Source organism: Streptomyces sp. NPDC001922 (assembly GCF_042891165.1).
GTDB lineage: Bacteria > Actinomycetota > Actinomycetes > Streptomycetales > Streptomycetaceae > Streptomyces.
Genome location: NZ_JBIASV010000001.1, coordinates 415,963 through 434,396, shown reverse-complemented (window position 1 = coordinate 434,396; position 18,434 = coordinate 415,963). Strand labels below are relative to the sequence as shown.

The 18,434-nt window shown below is 74.5% G+C and carries 14 protein-coding genes; 4 read left to right on the top strand and 10 right to left on the bottom strand.

The window, feature by feature from the left end; genetic code table 11:
- Window positions 1-148: 148 nt before the first annotated feature.
- The gene (locus ACFYYR_RS01845; RefSeq protein WP_388845756.1) at window positions 149-1,141 is read right to left on the bottom strand and encodes a helix-turn-helix domain-containing protein; all 993 of its coding nucleotides are present in this window, start codon (window positions 1,139-1,141) and stop codon (window positions 149-151) included.
- 322 nt (window positions 1,142-1,463) lie between these two features.
- Between ACFYYR_RS01845 and ACFYYR_RS01840 the strand changes: the two genes are divergently transcribed.
- Window positions 1,464-2,060, top strand: a complete 597-nt coding sequence (locus ACFYYR_RS01840) for a TetR/AcrR family transcriptional regulator (RefSeq protein ID WP_388845753.1) — start codon at window positions 1,464-1,466, stop codon at window positions 2,058-2,060.
- A 768-nt stretch (window positions 2,061-2,828) separates the two neighbouring features.
- Entirely contained in the window at window positions 2,829-3,872 is a 1,044-nt protein-coding gene (locus tag ACFYYR_RS01835; protein ID WP_388845750.1) for a helix-turn-helix domain-containing protein, read from the top strand.
- Window positions 3,873-4,118: 246 nt separating this feature from the next.
- Here ACFYYR_RS01835 and ACFYYR_RS01830 read toward each other — a convergent pair whose 3' ends face one another.
- The 5 genes from ACFYYR_RS01830 to ACFYYR_RS01810 all read right to left on the bottom strand — a co-directional run bounded on the left by ACFYYR_RS01830 (window position 4,119) and on the right by ACFYYR_RS01810 (window position 11,357).
- The gene (locus ACFYYR_RS01830; RefSeq protein WP_388845747.1) at window positions 4,119-5,279 is read right to left on the bottom strand and encodes an alkaline phosphatase PhoX; all 1,161 of its coding nucleotides are present in this window, start codon (window positions 5,277-5,279) and stop codon (window positions 4,119-4,121) included.
- A gap of 356 nt (window positions 5,280-5,635) precedes the next feature.
- Window positions 5,636-6,562, bottom strand: a complete 927-nt coding sequence (locus ACFYYR_RS01825) for an oxidoreductase (RefSeq protein ID WP_388845745.1) — start codon at window positions 6,560-6,562, stop codon at window positions 5,636-5,638.
- Window positions 6,563-6,868: 306 nt separating this feature from the next.
- On the bottom strand, window positions 6,869-7,309 hold the full coding sequence (locus tag ACFYYR_RS01820) for a nitrite reductase (NAD(P)H) small subunit (RefSeq protein WP_388845743.1): 441 nt from the start codon (window positions 7,307-7,309) through the stop codon (window positions 6,869-6,871).
- Window positions 7,306-9,909, bottom strand: coding sequence for a nitrite reductase large subunit NirB (gene nirB, locus ACFYYR_RS01815; protein WP_388845740.1), 2,604 nt, complete (start codon window positions 9,907-9,909; stop codon window positions 7,306-7,308). Before nirB ends, ACFYYR_RS01820 begins: the two co-directional genes overlap by 4 nt.
- Before the next feature lie 2 nt (window positions 9,910-9,911).
- Window positions 9,912-11,357: an NAD(P)/FAD-dependent oxidoreductase gene (locus tag ACFYYR_RS01810; protein ID WP_388846416.1), complete on the bottom strand. Its 1,446-nt coding sequence runs from the start codon at window positions 11,355-11,357 to the stop codon at window positions 9,912-9,914.
- A gap of 342 nt (window positions 11,358-11,699) precedes the next feature.
- Here ACFYYR_RS01810 and ACFYYR_RS01805 point away from each other — a divergent pair, with 342 nt between their 5' ends.
- Window positions 11,700-12,479 (top strand): sulfite exporter TauE/SafE family protein, encoded by a 780-nt coding sequence (locus tag ACFYYR_RS01805; protein ID WP_388845737.1) that lies wholly within the window; start codon window positions 11,700-11,702, stop codon window positions 12,477-12,479.
- A 49-nt stretch (window positions 12,480-12,528) separates the two neighbouring features.
- On the opposite strand, the gene ACFYYR_RS01800 is transcribed toward ACFYYR_RS01805, so the two are convergent.
- Entirely contained in the window at window positions 12,529-13,722 is a 1,194-nt protein-coding gene (locus ACFYYR_RS01800; protein ID WP_388845734.1) for a DUF6777 domain-containing protein, read from the bottom strand.
- Window positions 13,723-14,213: 491 nt separating this feature from the next.
- On the opposite strand from ACFYYR_RS01800, the gene ACFYYR_RS01795 reads away from it, so the two are divergent.
- Window positions 14,214-15,551 carry a streptophobe family protein gene (locus tag ACFYYR_RS01795; protein WP_388846415.1) on the top strand — a complete coding sequence of 446 codons (1,338 nt, stop codon included), beginning with the start codon at window positions 14,214-14,216 and terminating at the stop codon, window positions 15,549-15,551.
- 189 nt (window positions 15,552-15,740) lie between these two features.
- Here ACFYYR_RS01795 and ACFYYR_RS01790 read toward each other — a convergent pair whose 3' ends face one another.
- The 3 genes from ACFYYR_RS01790 to ACFYYR_RS01780 all read right to left on the bottom strand — a co-directional run bounded on the left by ACFYYR_RS01790 (window position 15,741) and on the right by ACFYYR_RS01780 (window position 18,378).
- Entirely contained in the window at window positions 15,741-16,298 is a 558-nt protein-coding gene (locus ACFYYR_RS01790; protein WP_388845731.1) for a GNAT family N-acetyltransferase, read from the bottom strand.
- 260 nt (window positions 16,299-16,558) lie between these two features.
- On the bottom strand, window positions 16,559-17,644 hold the full coding sequence (locus ACFYYR_RS01785) for a serine/threonine-protein kinase (protein WP_388845728.1): 1,086 nt from the start codon (window positions 17,642-17,644) through the stop codon (window positions 16,559-16,561).
- Window positions 17,645-17,676: 32 nt separating this feature from the next.
- The gene (locus ACFYYR_RS01780) at window positions 17,677-18,378 is read right to left on the bottom strand and encodes a hypothetical protein (protein WP_388845725.1); all 702 of its coding nucleotides are present in this window, start codon (window positions 18,376-18,378) and stop codon (window positions 17,677-17,679) included.
- Window positions 18,379-18,434 lie beyond the last annotated feature (56 nt).

Sequence of the window (18,434 nt, the reverse complement as noted above, 5' to 3'; positions counted from 1 at the left end):
CCTTGTGCGGAGGTGCCGCCCCCGTTCTTTTCCGGCCCGCGGAACACCTGACGCCGGCCGGATGCCCGATGGGCTGTGCCGCGCGACCCCGAGCGGACCTCGACGGCGAGGGCCCGGCGATGCGTCCGCCGGCGGTCGCGGACGAGCGCTACGCGTCGATGGCCGTGTGGCGCGCTTCGTTCCGGTAGGCCGTGGGCGACATGCCGTAGGCGGACGTGAAGACCCGGGTGAAGTCGGAGGCGCGGGGGAAACCCCAGCGGGCGGCGATCGCGTAGACGGGGGTGTGGGACAGCGCGGCGTCGGCGAGGTCGTGGCGTGCCCGTTCGAGTCGCTGGTGGCGGATCCAGCCGGCGACGGTGAGCTGCTCCTCCTGGAAGAGGCGGTGCAGGTAGCTGAGGGAAATGTGGTGTGCGGCCGCGACGGTGCGGGGGGTGAGGCCGGGGTCGGAGAGGTGCTGGTGGATGAAGGTCCTGATGCGCAGGGTCAGGCTGCGGCGCTGCGTCTCCGGTTCGAGGGGCCGCTCGGCGTCGAGGGCGTGGGCGAAGAGCGCGAAGAGCAGATCGGTGGCGACCGTGCCCAGCCGTGGCCCGTCGGTGGGCTGATAGGAGCCGGCGTCGTCCCAGATCCGGGTGAGAAAGGTGGCGAGGATGCCCCCGAGCCCGTCCCGGCCGGAGAACCGCCGGTTGAGGAGCCGGCCGACGCTCGTCGCCGGCAGCGGCAGCAGGTGGCGCGGAATGAAGGCATCCGTGCTCAGGACGCGCTCCCGGCTGTCCTCGGTGCGTGCCTCCATGAAGTAAGGGCGCGAGGTGTCGAGGAGTGTCACGTCATAGGCTCCGTAATGCACTTCGCGCTCGCGCAGGGTCAGCGTCTTGGTGCCGCGGAGGACCAGTGACAGGTGATACATCTCCGGATCGGAATGCCGGATCAGTTTCCGGGTGCGGCGGAGCGTCATCCGAGGGTGCTCGGTCTTCCACAGGCGTACGGCGCCCAGTTGCAGGATGCGCAGTGACGCGGGGAAGTCGGCTGCCCGGCCGCTGAGAATCTCCGCGGGCGCGTCGTTCTTGGAGAGAATTTCCCGCCAGTAGTCGAACCGGTCCTCCGGGGCCACTTCCTGGGTGCAGTATCCCGTCTCGGTCAGCATGTCTCCGTCCCCCCGCGGCCGGCCGGCTCATCGGGGGTGAGCCCGTCGGCGGCAACCGCTGCCGCCTTCTCGCCGTTGGTGCCGCTTCTTGCCCATGTGCCGCGCGCTGTGGGCCGGTTCGTTCGCATGGTCTCGTTCCCCCGTTTCGAACGGAGGGGTGGCGCGGTATCGTGCCGCGACACCCCTCCTGATGCGCCTGGTCCCGTTCGGCCCCGACGGCAGGCGAGTCGGGCGCGCACGACCGCGACGGAACGTCTTCGCGCACGCTCCGCCGCGCACCATACGGAAGCGTATGGATGTCCATACGGTAGCGTATGGCGTCATGGTGCACCGCAAGAATCAGCCACGCCGTGACAGCGGCCGCATGACGGCTCAGGACTGGATCGACGCAGCCCTGACGGCCATCGGTGAAGGCGGCCTGACGGCTGTCGCGGTCGAGCCGCTCGCCAAGCGCCTGGGGACCACGAAGGGCAGTTTCTACTGGCACTTCCCCAACCGGGACGCGCTGATCGAGGCTGCGCTCAGCCATTGGGAAGAGGCGAACACGGAACACGTGATCGCTGCGGTGGAACCGGAGCCGGACCCGCAGCGGCGGCTGCGCAGTCTGTTCAAAGCGGTCCCTGCGGCGGCGACCACCGGAGATCCGATCGAAGTCACCCTGCTGACGTCGATCTCACACCCTCAGGTGGCCGCCGTGCTGCGACGGGTGACCGAGCGCCGGATCGCGTTCGTCACCCAGATCTTCACCGATCTCGGTTTTCCCGCCGACGAGGCGCACCGCCGGGGGGTGCTGGTCTACACCGCTCACCTCGGCCAGATCCAGCTCATCCATGCGGTCCCGCAGGCCCTGCCTTCCGATATCGACGGTCAGCGTCGTTATCTCGACACCCTGCTCCGGACCCTTACCAGCAAGGGCTGAGCGCGCGGGGTGGAGTGGGTGGAGAAGGCTGCCGCAATCGCTTTCCATGCCCGTGCGCATGCCTCGTGCGCAATGAGTCCGTCACCCCCGTGCGAATGAGTTCGGTCGGGGGATGGGCTTGTCGACGTTCCTTGTGCGGCGTCCCGGGGATTCCGGCAACTCCTGTGCAGTGATGGGGACTTCCGTACGGGGCGACGGAACGCCCGGCCTTGCCCGTGAGTGCGGGGCAATGCGGCAGCCCTGTCGCGCGCAACCGGTGCGCAAAGGGTTCGCAATGTGTGCACCCGGAGTTCTCGTGTGGATTGCCGTGGCCGCCGTGTCCTTGCTCATCCTCTGCGCGATGGCGGGATCATGCGGCGCCGTGCCGGCTCCATGCGGTTCGCGGAATCGTATCCGCCTTTTGGAGCCTGTTCCTCCGCACGTCCGCTGGGGCGGGGCCGTGATCGGACTGCCGCGTGGAAGGTGCCCGGGCGGTCGGCTTCCAGGTGTTCGACCCGCGGTCCGGGCGGGCTCGTGTGCACCGGACCGCAGGCCGTAACCCCTGCCGAGCGCGAGGCGGTACCCAAAGCCGCCCGGAAGCGAACCGCCGCACTGCCCCCACAACAGTCCCATCGGCGGCTTCCGTGTGCCCGACGGGGTCCAGCATTTCGGTAGGGGCCGGAGGCCCGCGACCCGTTTCAACTGTGGCTTAAACGGCGTGGTAACCGACAGTGCTGGCGTGCATACTCGGTGACCGGGACAAAGGCGGGGGCCACTTGTGGGGGTTTGGTGCTACGCATCCATTTCACCGGGCTTGATCTCGCCCGGGTCCGGATAGCCGCACGTCCGGACGCGCTATGGGAATCCGTCCTCAGTTTTCACCGACTACGCGACAAGCAAGGGCCAACGGTTTACGGACCGTGGCGTTGTGAAGCGCGATCCAGGTTGAATGGTGAAACACGCCTGCTCTCTTCCCTGGTGCCGTCGCGCGGTTATTTCCCCGACTTCCTGACGCCGCCGGAAGGGGTGCTCGGCGTGGAACCGGCGATCGAGGCACTGCGCGAGACGCCGGCGCCGCGGCTGCAGCACGAGCTGTCACTGCTCGGCACGGCGCGCACCCGGCCGGGCTGGCTGCGCGAGCTCGCCGACGGCGACAGCGGGGCGCTGGGCCGGCTGATCGGCGCCCTGCGCAGCTACCACCGGGCCGCCATCGCCCCGTACTGGCCGCACATACGGGCCCGGATCGAGGCGGACCGGGCGGCGCGCGGCCGGGCGCTGCTCGACGGCGGCACCGACCGGCTGCTGGCGTCGCTGCCGGGGACCATGCGGTGGCGCTCCCCGGTGCTGGAGTCGGACTATCCGGTCGACCGGGACCTGTACCTCGGCGGCCGGGGGCTGTTGCTGCTGCCGTCGTTCTTCTGCCGCCGGACCCCGGTGACGTTCCACGACCGGGATCTGACGCCGGTGCTGGTCTACCCGGTGGAGCACACCGAGGAGTCGGTGCCCACGAAGCCGGTGCGCAGCTGCGCGGGGGACGTCGGCTCGCTCGGCAAGCTGGTGGGCCACACCCGGTCCGCGGTGCTGCGGACCATCGGCCACGGCTGTACGACCGGGGAACTCGCCCGCAGGGTCGGGGTGTCGGCCGCGTCGGCCAGTCAGCACGCGAGCGTGCTGCGGGAGGCCGGGCTGGTCGTCACCCTGCGGCACGGCGGCGCGGTGCTGCACACCCTGACGCCGCTGGGCGCCGCCCTGCTGCGGGGCGGCGCCGCCGTGGTGCCGTCGCCGTCGGAGCTCGCGGAGGTGTCGGCCGCGGCCAGCGGGGCCGGTTCCTGAGCGTCCGGTTCGTGTCGCGGCACGGTGACCGCCCGGACGAGGTCCCGGCCGCCGCCGGCCCCGCGCGACGGCGCCGGCACGCGGGGCCGGGACCGTCCGTGCCGGTGTCCGCCTGTCGGTCCTCGTCCAGGCAGACACCGGCACGGCCACCACCGGCACGGCCACCACCGGCACGGCCACCACCGGCACGGCCACCACCGGCACGGCCACCACCGGTGCGGCGCCCGCGTCCGCCTCGGGCAGGGGCTACGCCCGGAACGGGCCGGTGACCTCGTAGGTGATGCCGGCCGACGAACTGCCGCTCGTGCCGCGCTGGCTGGAGAAGTAGAGCCGCTGTCCGTCGGGGGAGAAGGCCGGGCCGGTGATCTCGGAGGCGGACTGGCCGTTGATCCGCAGGAACGGTGCGACGACGTCGTCCGGGGTGATGACGCAGATCTCCATGCTGCCGCCGTCCTCGGCGACGAAGAGGTCGCCGGAGGAGGTGCCGGTGATGTTGTCCACGCCGGTCAGCGGGGCGTCCGTGCCCACGACCAGGGAGTCGTCGTAGGCCAGTTGGTAGGTGCTGTTCGCCAGGTCGAGCTGCCAGACCCGGTTGTCGCCCTTGGTGGTGAACCAGACGGTGTCGTTGGCGTAGTGGCACCCCTCGCCGCCGTTGAACCGCTTGGCGCCGGAAACCTGGTTCCGGGTGAGGGTGGGGGAGCCGTCCGGGTCGGGCACGGTCGCCCAGCTGAACGAACCGGACGTCGCGGAACCGGCCTTGAGTACCTGGAGGGTGCCGCTGGACAGGTCGCCCCAGGTGTCCGGGGTGAAGCGGTAGAAGCAGCCGTCGGTCTCGTCCTCGGTGAGGTAGACCGTCCGGCGCACCGGATCGGCGGCGGCCGCCTCGTGCTTGAAGCGGCCCATCGCGTCGCGGCGCCGGGCCGGCTGCACGCCCCACGGGTCCGTCTCGTGAACGTAGCCCCGGCTGACCTCCTCGCAGGACAGCCAGGTGTTCCACGGGGTTCTGCCGCCCGCGCAGTTCTGCCGGGTGCCGGAGAGGATGCGGCGGGCGCCGGTGACGGTGCCCGCCGCGCTGAAGCTGACGGCGCTCGCGCCGCCGCCGGGGTCGATCTCGGAGTTGGAGACGTAGATCCAGCCCGTCCCGTCGGCGAAGCAGGCGCCGCCGTCGGGTGCGCTGTGCCAGGTGTACGAGGTGCCCGGGACGGTCTGTCCCGACCGGGCGATCACCCGGCTGCTGAATCCGCCGGGCAGTTGGATGCCGTTCGCGTCGGCCGCGCCCAGGGCGCCGTAGGGCCCGGGGCCGGGCTGTGCGGGGGCCGCGTAGGCGGCTCCCCGCATCAGGGTGCCCCCGAAGGCCGCGGCCGAGCCGCCGATGACTGCTCCACGCAGGAAAGTGCGACGTTCCACTGTCACTCCACCGCCAGTTGTGTGACCACCCCGTGGCCGGACGGCGCACGGAGTCACGCGCCACCGGACGATAGGAGGGGGCCGTGACCGGGGTGACAACGAGCGGTGAAGCGGCAGTGCTCTTTGACCGGCGGACCGGCGGACCGGCGGACCGGCGGACGGGCGGAGGGGGAACCGGAGGACGGCTGTGCCGTGGTGCGGTGGAGCGCCGATGGCGGCCGGGTGGCCGGAGCCGAGGGCCGGGGTGCGGGTGCTCCCCCGGCAGGGCCCCGTCCCGGGCAGGCCGTGGACGGCCGAGGCCCCGGCCGGCCCGCGGGTAAGGCGGGAGCCGGGCCGAGGGCCGCCGTCACAGGCCTCTACCGCTCCAGCGCCGCGTACGCCACCCCGGTCAGCCGCTCGGAGGCGCCCCAGAGCTGCTCGCCTGCCAGGTCGTTGCGGGTCCACGGGGCCCGTCGGGCGGGGACCGGCGCGCCGCGCCAGTGCAGCCGCGGGCCGATGTAGGCGTCCTGGTGCACCCCGGGGGCGGTGGCGGCGTACAGGGAGGGCAGTGCGCCGCTCCCGGCGGGCTGGGCCAGCAGCCGGTTGCCCGCGGACACGATCTTCTCGGCCGCCCGGCGGCCCTCCATCCGCACCCCCGCGGTGGCCAGGTGGGTGGAGGCGTAGCCGGGGTGTGCGGCGGCGGCCGTCACCGGGGCGTGCGCGCGGGTCAGCCGTCGCGCCAGCTCGTGGACGAACAGCAGGTTGGCGCTCTTGGACCGCGCGTACGCCACCCAGCGGCGGTATCCGCGCTCGCTGTTGAGGTCACGCGGATCGATGGTGGACAGGACGTGCAGCCCGCTGGAGACCGTCACGATCCGCGCGCCCGCGGGCGTCGCGAGCAGCTTCGGCAGGAGCAGGCCGGTCAGGGCGAAGTGCCCCAGGTGGTTCACCCCGAACTGCATCTCGAAGCCGTCGATGGTCCGCCGGTGCGGGAGGGCCATCACCCCCGCGTTGTTGATCAGCAGGTCGAGCCGGTCGCGCTCGAAGGACCGGGCGAAGTCGTGCACGGAGGAGAGATCCGCGAGGTCGAGCGGGGCGAACTGCACGTCGGCGTCCGGGACGTCGCTCCGGATGAGGGCCTCGGCCTCCTTGCCGCGCGTGGCGTCCCGGCAGGCGAGCACCACATGGGCTCCCCGGCGGGCGAGCTCGCGGGCGGTCACATAGCCGAGGCCGCTGTTGGCGCCGGTCACCACGGCGGTGCGCCCGGCCTGATCCGGAATGTCGTTCGCGGTCCAGCCCGTCATGACCGGTCTCCTCGCCTCGTCGCCGGAGGGCGCCCGCCGCCCCGTCCGAGGCCGTGCCGTTGCCGGCCTCGTCCGCGGGCGTGACCCGCGAGTCAGCCTAGGCGCGGCCGTGCCGTAGCGCGAGGGGCGGCACGGCGGGTGCCGGTGCTCCCGCGCGGGCCGGAACCCCAGGGGCACCGGCGTTCCCACCGGCCCCACGGTGTCCCGGCCCGCCCCCGAACCCCCGGTGGGCCGGGCGGCTGCCCGGGCCGGGGGCACCACCGCCGCGCCCGCCGACTCCGGCGTACGGCCGGCCGCCGAGCCGGGTCAGCCGACCCGGACGGCGAACGCGGGCACGGTCACCGACGCGTCGTCCAGACAGCGGCCGGTGGTGAGGCAGAAACGCTGCTTGAGCAGCGGCGAGGCCACGAACGCCCGCGCGCCTGGGCCGTCGGTGCCCGCCGCCGCGGGGTTCCCGCCGTCGGCCTCCCCGGCTGCGCCTCCGCCGTCCTCCGCGGTCCGGCCGACCAGCCCGCGGGAGAGCACGTACGCGCCGGTGAACGGGTCCTGGTTGCCGATCGCGTACACGGCGCCCCCGCGGTCCAGGAACACCGCGACCTGCCGGCCGTCCGGCAGCAGGGCGGCGACTCCCCGCCCGGGGGTGAGCGCGGCGAGGTCGCAGACGGCCAGCCACCGCTGGTCGACGAGCAGTTCGACGCGCGTGGTGAGCCGTTCGGGGGCGAGCGGGTGTTCCGGGGCGAGTGTCATCGGGCAGAGCTCCCTTCGAGGGTCCGGACAGGAAGGACGGGACCGGCCAGCACGGTCAGATCGGGCTTCACCTGGTCGCGTTCGGGGACGAACCGCACCGACGGGTCCGGCGTGCCGGGCGCGTTGACGAAGGAGACGAAGCGCCGCAGCCGGTCGGGGTCGTCGAGGGTCGCCGCCCACTCGTCGCGGTAGCCGGCGACGTGGTCGGCCATCAGCTGCTCCAGCTCGTCGCAGAGGCCGAGCGAGTCGTGGACCACCACGTCCCGTACGTGGTCCAGCCCGCCCTCGATGCGCTCCAGCCAGGCGGAGGTGCGCTCCAGCCGGTCGGCGGTGCGGATGTAGAACATCAGGAACCGGTCGATCAGCCGGATCAGTTCGGCGTCGGAGAGGTCCTGGGCGAGCAGATCGGCGTGCCGGGGGTCGGCGCCGCCGTTGCCGCCGACGTAGAGGTTCCAGCCGTTGGAGGTGGCGATCACCCCGAAGTCCTTGCCGCGCGCCTCGGCGCACTCGCGGGCGCACCCGGACACCGCCGACTTCAGCTTGTGCGGGCTGCGCAGCCCCCGGTAGCGCAGCTCCAGGTCGATCGCCATCCGGACCGAGTCCTGCACTCCGTAGCGGCACCAGGTCTGCCCCACGCACGACTTCACCGTGCGCAGCGCCTTGCCGTAGGCGTGGCCGGACTCGAAGCCGGCGTCGACCAGCCGGGCCCAGATCCGCGGCAGCTGGTCGACGCTCGCGCCGAACAGGTCGATGCGCTGACCGCCGGTGATCTTGGTGTAGAGGCCGAAGTCCCGGGCGACCTCGCCGATCACGATGAGCTTCTCGGGGGTGATCTCCCCGCCGGGGATCCGGGGCACCACCGAGTACGAACCGTTCCGCTGGAGGTTGGCGAGGAAGTGGTCGTTGGTGTCCTGGAGGGCGGCCTGCTCGCCCGCGAGGACATAGCCGTCCGCGCCGATCGAGGGGGCGAGCGAGGCGATGATCGAGCCCAGGGTGGGCTTGCAGATCTCGCAGCCGTCGCCGCCGCGGGCCGCCTCCCGCCCGTGCTCGTCGAGCACCTGGGCGTGCGTGGTGAGGCCGCGGACCCGCACGATCTCGTACAGCTCGGCCCGGGTCTGCTCGAAGCAGCCGCACAGCCCCTTGTCGACCGTGATGCCGCCGGCCTCCAGCTCGTCGTTGACGAGGGTGGTGAGCACCTTGACGCAACTGCCGCAGCCGGTGCCCGCCTTGGTGCACTTCTTCACGGCCGGGACATCGGTGCAGCGGTGCTCGGTGACGGCGGTGCGGATGGCGACCTTGGTGACGTTGTGGCAGTTGCAGACGACCGCGTCGTCGGGCAGCGCCGACGGGCCGAGCGCGGCGGGCGCCCCCGCGCCGGCCGGCAGCACCAGCTGCTCGGGCGGGAGCGGCGGCACCGTCCCGGTGAGGGGCCGCAGCATGCCGTACGCGTCGGCGTCCCCGACCAGTACGCCGCCCAGCAGGGTGCCCTCCGCCCCGACCACCAGCTTCTTGTAGATCCCGGCGCGGGAGTCGGCGTAGACGACGTCGAGGCAGCCGGGGGCGGTGCCGTGCGCGTCGCCGAAGGAGGCGACGTCCACCCCGAGCAGCTTGAGCTTCGTGGAGGTGTCGGCCCCGGTGAAGCCCGACGCGTCCGGGGCCCGGCCCGCGATGGCGTCCGCGGCGGTCTCGGCCATCTCGTAGCCGGGCGCGACGAGGCCGTAGACCCGGCCGTCGGCGGCCAGCGCGCACTCGCCGATCGCGTACACCGACGGATCGGAGGTCAGGCAGTGCTCGTCCACGCTGATGCCGCCGCGCTCGCCCACGGTCAGCCCGCACTCCCTGGCGAGCTGGTCCCGCGGGCGCACCCCGGCGGAGAAGACGACGAGCCCGGTGGTGAGCTCGGAGCCGTCGGACAGGGACATGCCCGTGACCGCGCCGTCCCCGTCCGTGGTGATCTCCTGGGTGCCGACGCCGGTGTGCACGGTCAGCCCCATCTCCTCGACCGTGCGGCGCAGCGCCGCGCCACCGCCCTCGTCCACCTGGACGGGCATCAGACGGGGGTTGAACTCGACGATGTGGGTGTCCAGTCCGAGGCCCTTGAGCGCCCCGGCGGCCTCCAGCCCGAGCAGCCCGCCGCCGACGACGGCGCCGGTGGTCCGGCCCTGCGCGTACTCCTCGATCGCGAGCAGGTCCTCGACCGTGCGGTAGACGAAGCAGCCGGTCGCGTCCTTGCCCGGGACGGGCGGCACGAACGGGTAGGACCCGGTGGCCAGGACGAGGGTGTCGTACCCGATGGTCAGCCCGGCGCGCGAGGTCACGGTGCGGGCGGCGCGGTCGACGGACTCCGCCGGGTCGCCGAGGTGCAGCTCGATGCCGTGGCGCGCCATGAAGTCCGCCTCGACGAGGGAGAGGTCGTCGGGGGTCCGGCCGGAGAAGTACGAGGTCAGCTGGACCCGGTCGTACGCCGCGCGGGGCTCCTCGCACAGCACGACGACGCGCGCCCGGTCGGTGACTCCGCGGTCGGCGAGGGCCTCGAGGAAGCGCTGGCCGACCATCCCGTGGCCGATCAGCACAATCGTGGGCAGGGACGCGAGCGCCATGATCAGGAGCCTCCATCGTTGGTGAGCAGGTGGAGCAGCGGGGCGGAGGGCAGCGGCTCGTCGCCCTCCCAGGTGCGGGCGAGCGCACCGACGGTGCCGAGATCGCCGAGCAGGATGCCTCCGACGAGCCGGTCGCCGCGGACGACGACCTTCCGGTACGCGCCGCGGGTGGCGTCGGAGAGGTGGATGACGTCGTCGCCGGGGGCGGGTTCGGTCTCGCCGAACGCGGCGAGGTCGAACGGCCCGGGGGCGGCGGCCGGTTCGGGGAGCGGGGCGGGGGCGGATGCGCCGGCCGCGGTGGCCGGGCCGGTGGCGGTCGCGCGGCGGGCCGCTGCGCCGGTGGCGTCGGGGGTGTCGCGGGCGGTTCCCGTGGTGGGAACGGTTCCCGTGGCGGGAGCGCCGGCGTCCGGCGCCCCGGCCCGGTCCCCTCGGGGCCCGAGCCCGGAGAGCGTGAGCCGGGTCAGCGAGCGGGTCCCGGTGTAACCGGGGGTGTCCCCGGCGTCTCCGGTGAGGAGGTCCGCGAGCGCGTCGGCCTGCTCCTGCGCCGGTCCGGCCAGGCCGTACAGCACGCCGTGGTGCTCCGCGCAGTCGCCGATGGCGTGAATCCGGGGGTCCGAGGTGCGCAGCCGGTCGTCGACGACGATGCCGCGGCCGGTCCGCAGACCGGCGGCCCGCGCCAGGCCCACGCGGGGGCGGACCCCGCAGGCCAGGACGACGAGATCGGCGTCGAGCCGGAAGCCGTCCGCGAGTTCGACGGCCGAGACGGCCCGGTCCGTGCCCTCGCCTCCGGCGGGCCGCAGGCGCAGACCCCGGACCCGGCACTCGGTGTGCACCTCGACCCCCAGCCCCGTCAGGTGCCCGTGCAGCAGCCGCGAGGCCCCCGCGTCGAGTTGGCGCTCCATCAGCCGCTCGCCCTGCTGCGCCAGGACCACCTGCGCGTCGCGGGAGGCCAGCGCGCGGGCGGCGGACACCCCCAGGAGCCCGCCGCCGATGACCACGGCCCGGGTGCCGGGCCGGACGGCGGCGGCCAGCGCGAGACAGTCGTCCAGCGTGCGGAAGGCGTGCACCCCCTCGGGGAGGTCATGGCCGTCCGGCCCGAACAGGCCGCGCAGCGGCGGCAGGACCGGGTTCGAACCGGTGGCCAGCACCAGCGCGTCGTACGGGACGCGCCGCCCGTCGTCGCAGATCACCTCGCCCGCCGCGCGGTCCAGCCGCACGGCGCGGACACCGGTCAGCCAGGTCGCCGCGGACGGCGGGGCGGGCAGCCCGATCACCTCGGGCGCGTACCGGCCGGCCAGGACGTCGGCGAGCAGCACCCGGTTGTACGGCGCGTGGGACTCCTCGCCGATCACCGTGACGGCCGGCGGCGGAGCGTCGTCCGCGCCGCCGCGCGCCGCCAGTTGCTGCACCAGCCGGGCAGCGGCCATGCCGCCGCCGACCACCGTGATGCGGTGGCCGGCGGCGCGGGCGGGGTCGTGCTGCGCGGGTGCCATGCTCCGAAGCCTGCGGGGTGTGCGTTTCCCGCCCGCATCACCCCTGTTTCCCGTGCGCAACGCTGCCCTCAGCGCGCCCGGCGGGGAACTGTGAGCCCCGTTCGCGGGGGCGACGGCGTGCGGGGGCGGGCCGTGCCGGCTCCCGGTGCCGGGGCAGTCGGCCGGACACCGCACAGGACCGGCCCCACTGCCGCGTCTCGCGGACGGATGGCCGGGCGCGACCCGGGGCCCGGCAAGCCGCGGGACGACCGGCCGGGCGACGGGAGGCCGAGGACGGGCGGCACGTAGGCTGCCGCGGTGCCCGACATATCTCTGACAACGCTGCTCCTGCTGTGCCTCGCGGCCGCCGCGGCGGGCTGGATCGACGCGGTGGTGGGCGGCGGCGGTCTGCTCCAACTCCCCGCCCTGCTGGTCGGCCTGCCGCACCTCCCGCCGGTGTACGTCCTGGGCACCAACAAGGCCGTGGCGGTCGTCGGCACCTCCGCCGCCGCGGTCACCTACGTGCGCCGGGCCCCGGTCGACGTCCGGACGGCCGTCCGGATCGGGCTGGCGGCACTGGCCGGCTCGCTCGCGGGAGCCTCGTTCGCGGCGGGCATCGACAGCGCGGTGCTGCGGCCACTGATCATGGTGGTGCTCCTCGGGGTGCTGGCGTTCGTCCTGCTCCGGCCGGCCTTCGGCACGGCGCCCGCACCCGGCCCCGCGACCCGGCGGCGCGTCGTCGCCGCCGTGCTGGTGGCGGGGCTGGGCATCGGCTTCTACGACGGCCTGCTGGGCCCCGGAACGGGCACCTTCCTGGTCATCGCCCTCGCCGCGATCCTCCACATGGACCTGGTGACGGCCTCCGCCACGACCAAGGTCGTCAATGTCTGCACCAATCTGGGCGCGCTGGCGACGTTCTCCGTCCAGGGCACGGTGCTCTGGCGGCTCGCCGCCCTGATGGCCGTCTTCAACCTGGCGGGCGGCACGGTGGGCGCGCGCATGGCGCTGAAGCGGGGGAGCGGCTTCGTACGGGGCGTCCTGGTGGTCGTGGTGGTGGGCCTGGTGTGCAAGCTGGCCTGGGACCAGTGGGTGGCCTGACCGGCTCCGGGCGCTTCCCGGCGCTCCCGGGCGAGCGGGCCCGGCACGGTCACGGTGGTGTGCCGTCGGGGGCGGGGCTGTCCGGGCCGGTCGGCGCACTCGTCGGGGTCTCGGGCGGCCGGGACGTGGCGGTGTCCGGAGGCTCGGACCTCTCCGGGGTCCGGGGCCCCCGGGTCGGTGGTGAGGCGTCCCGGGTCGGCGGCGCGGGGGAGGCCGCCGGGATGTCGGAGGGGCGGCTCGTGCGCCGGTCGTTCCGTGCCGTGTCGTCACCGCGGCGGCGTTCGAACCAGGTGCCCGTCTCCGGGTCGAACAGCACGAAGACGTCGATCACCCGGGACGCCGGGGCCACGACCACCACGTTCGACTGCTGGTAACCGGGCCAGGCCTGCCCCACCTGCTTCGGGTTCCGCTCCACGGCCACCGGCGGCTGCAGCGGGTTCCCGCAGGCGCAGCGCACCCGGGGCAGCCCGTGCGGACCGACCAGGACGGCCGTTCCGGCCTGGAGGACCGCCTGGTAGGCGGCATCCTCGCCGTTCCGGTAGCCGTGGTTGGTCACCCGGGTGTCCAGGCGCAGCTGCACCGGCGTGAGCGAGCGCAGGTACGAGGGGATCCGGCTCGGCGGGATGCCCACGACCCCGGCGAACGCCGCGGCCTTGTCCCGGTTCCGGGCCAGGAAGTCGATCTGCTGCTCGACGTCGCAGCTCGCGACGTTGCGGGTGCCGCCGTAGAGGCCGGGCGTCGAGCCGGTGATGCTCGGGGTGCCGCCGGTCGCGGACGGCGCGCTCGGGGTGGCGGTGGGGCGCTCCGGGGCGGAGGAGTCCTCGGCGGTGGACGCGGTGAACGGGTCGCGGCCCCCGTCGGTGGCCGCCTGGAGGAACACCTCGCCCGTACCGGGCTCGTCGGCCGACCGGGTGAGGACGAGGATCACCGCGACGGCCGCCGCCAGCAGCCCGGCGAGCGCGGCGAGATGCGGAACCGAGCGCCACCACGGGCGGCGCGGTCCGCGCCCGCCCGGCCCGCCGCCCGGCTCTCCCGGCCCCTCCGGACCGCCGCCGAATCCACCGGAGCCGCCTGGCGGCGGGCCCTCCGGCGGTCCCGGAATGAGCGGCTCCGACGGCTCGGACGAGCCCGGTGGGCCGGAGGCGCCGGGCGGACCGGAGGAGCCGGGCTCCGTCGGCCGGCCGGACAGCGGCCCCGACGGCGGGCCCGTCGGACGGCGGCCGGGCGGGGGTGGGGAGGTCACGGGCTCTCCTTCCCGGCGTGATCCCGGTCTGCGCGGCGAACCTCCGAACAGCCGGCGAACCTCCGAGCCGTACGGCGGCCCGGCCGCTCCGCGGCGCGGAGCACCCGTCCCGGGAACATGTCGGAGGGCGCCGAGTGCCCGGGGAGGGAGCAGGGCGCCGGGCTCCCGGGAGGGACCCGGGCGCGGTTCCGCGGGTGGAGGGGCGTGGCACGGGGTTCCCGGAGCGCCCGTGGCGCGGGCTTCCGGGAGACAGCCTTGACCCCAATGGTCTGTTTCGTCTCATTGTGTGCGGCACATCCTCACCGTCCGCAAGCGGGGCGGCGGCCCCGTGCTTACGGTGGGACGAGGAATCGGGCCATCCGGTCGGGGCGCCCCCGCGACGCTCCCGCCCGCGGGAGGCGGCGCGGGTCCGCAGGCAGACAGCGTGAAGTCCGTAGACGGTGTGAGTCGGTAGGACGTGGCGTGAGTCCGTAGGAGACTGCGTGAGCCAGATGCGACGCCCCGCCCCGGGTGCCACGGGGAGCGAACCACCGGCCCTGCTGCCCGTGCGCGCCTGGCTGGACGCGCTGGTGGTGGTGCTGGCGGGTGCGGTCACGATGCTGGTCGTCGCCTGCCTCGGCCTGTGGGCGGCGGGCGCCCCGCACCTGCCGGGCGAGGCGTACCCCCGGGTGGTCGTGGCCATGGTCGTCATGGCGGTCGGGGGGGAGGTGCAACTCTCCGGCGACGCCGGGTTCCTGGCGCAGACGGACGCGGCCGTCGAGGTCGTCCCGCTGTCGGTGACGCTCGCCGGTGCCCTCGTCATGGCGGTGCTCTTCCTGCTGCCGCTGCGGCACCGGGCGGTGGCCACGGGCCGGGAGGTGCTCGACCGGGTCGTCCGTACGGCGGTGCTGTGGTGCCTGATGCTGGTGCTGCTCGCCCTCCTCGCCCGCCACACGTTCGAGGTGTCCGTGGGCGGCGGCCTGGCCGAGGACATCGGCGATCTGCTCGACGCCAACCCGACCGTGGGTTTCCGGGCCGACGTCCCGGCCACGTTGGGGTTCGGCCTGCTGTGGCTGCTGGCCGTGCTGGCTCTCACCTTCCTCGTCTCCCACCGCGCCCCGCTGCCGTCCCGGCTGCTGCACTTCCAGGAGTCCGTCCGGCCACCCGCGTTCGCGATGGTGGCGGTGCTGCTGCTCTACGTGGCGATCGGCGTGGTCGTCGGCCTGGTGGTGGCCGCCACCCGCGGGCACCCCGCGGAGACCCTGGCCGCCCTGCTGCTCGGGCTGCCCAACCTGGTGTGGCTGGCGTTCGGCGTCGGCATCGGCGGCTCCTGGGACGGCCGGGTGGCCGAGGGCATCGGCCTGCCCGTGCCGCGGGTGCTCGACGAGGTGCTGCGCACGTCCGGCGGCGGGAACGCGACGCTCGATCTGGCCGCGGTCGCCGAACGCGACGACCGGGCCTGGGTGCTGGTCGTCGTGGCCGTGATCGCGCTGCTCGCGGCGGGCTTCCTCACCGCGGTCCGCTCACCCGCCCGGATCCGGCCCTGGCAGCACGCCTGGCACCTCGGGCTGGCGATGGCCCTGACCATGCTGGTGATCGGGCTGCTGACCAGGATCTTCGCGCACTACGGCCTCACCGTGATCGGTGTCGGGGACCTCGGCGGCGGGCTCGGCGGCGAGGTCTCCCTGCGGGCGAACTTCCTGCCGCTGATCGGCTTCGGCGCACTGTGGGGCCTGGCCGCGGGCTTCCTCGGCGGACTGCTCGCCCTGCGCGTACGCCACCACGGGGCGGTCGAGGCGCGGGGCGAGGAGGCCCGGGGGCAGGGCGCGGGCGGCCCGTCCGGCCGGTAGGCGCGGGCCGTTCCGCTCCGGAGCCGGCGGACCGCGGCCGGGCCCGGGGCGTCGCGGTGTCCGGGGCGTCGCGGTGTTCGGAGCACCACCGTGTTCGGAGCGTCACGGTGTTCGGGCGGCGGCGACGCACCGGTCCGGCGTGACGGCCTCGTCCCGGCAGGCCGGACCGCCCGCGCCCGGCCCGGTGGCTCAGGCCGGGGCCCGCCTCAGGTGCAGGTGTTCGTCCAGCGGAAACTCCGGCGGCCGGGGCGGCAGTACCCGGACGAAGGGGAAACCGCCCTTCTCCGCCACCCGGCAGGAGGCGGGGTTGTCCGCCTGGTGCAGCAGTTCCAACTCCTCGAGCCCCTCGGCGGCGAAGGTCTCGAAGGCCCAGTGGGTCAGCGCTTCCAGGGCGCGGGGAGCCACCCCCAGCCCCCGGGCGCGCGGCATGGTCCAGTAGCCGACCTCGGCTCGCGGCCCGGCGGGATCCGGACGCTTCAGCACCACGTACCCCACCGGTTCGTCCCCGCCGTCCGCCGCGGCCGTGAGCACGGCGAAGGAGAAGCGGTGCCCGTCGGCCCAGCCCCGCCGTTCGATGTCCAGCCAGCGACGGGCGTCCTCGTGGTTCGTCACGCGCAGTGTCTTCGCCCGGCCCACGGCGGGATCGCGGTACGCCTCGATCAGCGCGTCCGCGTCGCCGTCCTCCCAGGGGCGCAGCAGCAGCGCGGGCCGGTCCTCCGTGGCGGCCGACCGGACGGTGACGGTCATGACGATTCCCCCTCGCAACGACTCTGTTCGATCATTCCACAGGGCAGGTGACCGCCGGCGAGCCGCCCGACCAGGTAAAACCCTGAGCGAGGGCTGGAGTTGGGGGCCGCGGTCCTGGGCGCTGGGCCGCTGTTCCGGGGACGGTGTGGTCGTGGCAGTGGTCGTGGTTGTGTCACGACCGCCACGACCTCGGCGCCCGCCTCCCGGGCGGCCTGCACCGCGGTGAGCGGGAGGCCCGTCGCCGTCGGGCCGTGGTGTGCTCAGCCGCGCCGCACGGCGAAGACCGGTGCCGCCCAGCGCGGCGGCGGGGGAGGGGCCGACGGCGGTTCCGGGGTGCCCGGCCGCACATCGAGCCGGGTCGGCGTCCGCTCCGCGGGCCGCCGGTGCCCGGCGTCCGAGGGCCGTACGGTCCGGCCCGCCGCGCGCAGCTCCGACACGAACTCCCGGCAGGTGCCGTAGCGGTCGCCGGGCGCCTTGGCCAGGGCCCTGGCCATCACCTCGTCCGCGGCGGGCGGCAGTTCCGGCCGCCGTTCGGAGAGCACCGGCGGCGGGTCGTTCTGGTGCGCCCAGAGCAGGGCGATGTCGTCCTCGCGGCGGAACGGCGGGGCGCCCGTCAGCGCCTCGAAGACGACGCAGGCCAGGCTGTAGACGTCGCAGCGGCCGTCGACCGGGCGGCCGGAGATCTGCTCCGGCGCCACGTAGGAGAGCGTCCCCACGAACTGCCCGGCGCTGGTGAACCCGCTGAGGGCCAGCGCCCGTTTCGTCAGCCCGAAGTCCGTGAGGTAGACGTGCTCGGGGTGGTCGGCGTCGGTGCCCTCGGCGACGAGGATGTTCCCGGGTTTGACGTCCCGGTGCACCAGTTCGTGCGCATGGGCCGCGTCCAGGGCGGACGCCACCTGGACGGCGATCCGGCAGGCGTCCTCGATGGACAGCGGGCCGTCCCGGTCGAGCAGCGCCCGCAGGTCGCGGCCCTCGACGTAGCGCATGGCGATGAAGAGCACGCCGTCCGTCTCCCCGGCCTCGAAGACCGGCACGATGTGCGGATGGTCGATCGCCGCGGCCACCCGGGACTCCAGCTCGAACCGCCGGCGGAACGTCTCGTTGCGGGCGAGTTCGGGGGCGAGCAGCTTGACCGCGACCGTGCGGCCCAGCCGCAGGTCCTCCGCCCGGTAGACGACGGCCATGCCGCCCCGCCCGATCTCCTGCTCCAGCCGGTACGCGGCGACCCGCCGGCCGGGGCCCTCGGACGCACCGGGACCGGCCCCGGCGGCGGCGAACGGTCCCGGATCCCCACCCGGACCGGCACCTGCGCCGGCGTCCGGCTCCCGCCCACTCGGCTCCGGCACGCCCGGCCCCGGCTCACCCCGCTCCCGCCCCGTCATCGGCCGTCACCCCACCGGGTCCGCCGGTGGCCGGGCGCGTCCCGCGCCTCCGGCTCGACGATCCGCGTCCGTTCGGCGGATTCGTCGAAGGAGTCGTCGGCGGGTCCCGCCCCCGCCTCCGGCACGGTGTCCGTCGCCCCGGGGCCGTGCGGCGGCGCCCGTCCCGGCGCCTGCGGCGGTGGTGACGACGGCGGCGAGGGCCCGTCCCGCACCGGCCCCTGCGGCGTGGCGAAGGTCTGCAGCGAGGTGCCGTCGCAGTAGCACCACCGCTCGTGGTGCGCGTCGTACAGCCAGACCGACTCGCCGTCCACGACCACGCCCACCCGGCGGCCCTCGGTCCGCTGCCGGAACGCGCCGCTGTCCAGCCGCCCGGCCGCCAGCTCCGCCACCAGGCGCCGGTACTCGGCCAGTTCGCCGGCCACCCGCTCCAGTAGCGGCCGGGGGTCCGCCTCCCGGACGGCGGGGCGGCCGGGCGCCGGCGGGTGCCGCGGCACGGACACCAGCAGCCGCCCGTCCACCCAGGCCGACCAGCCGTTGGAACACAGCGCCAGCGCCCAGTCCCCCCGGCGGTCGACCACCTGGACGGGCAGCAACGGGTCCAGCGGGACCGATGGCCTGGCACCGTCCGGTGCCGACCAGGTGGCCATGCCCTCCCGGGGGACCACATGGCTCGGACGGAAGTCGGCCTCGGTCGTCATCGGCGGCTCCTTTCTACGCCCTGCCGTCCGCTTCCTGTGCCCTGCCGTCCCTGCCG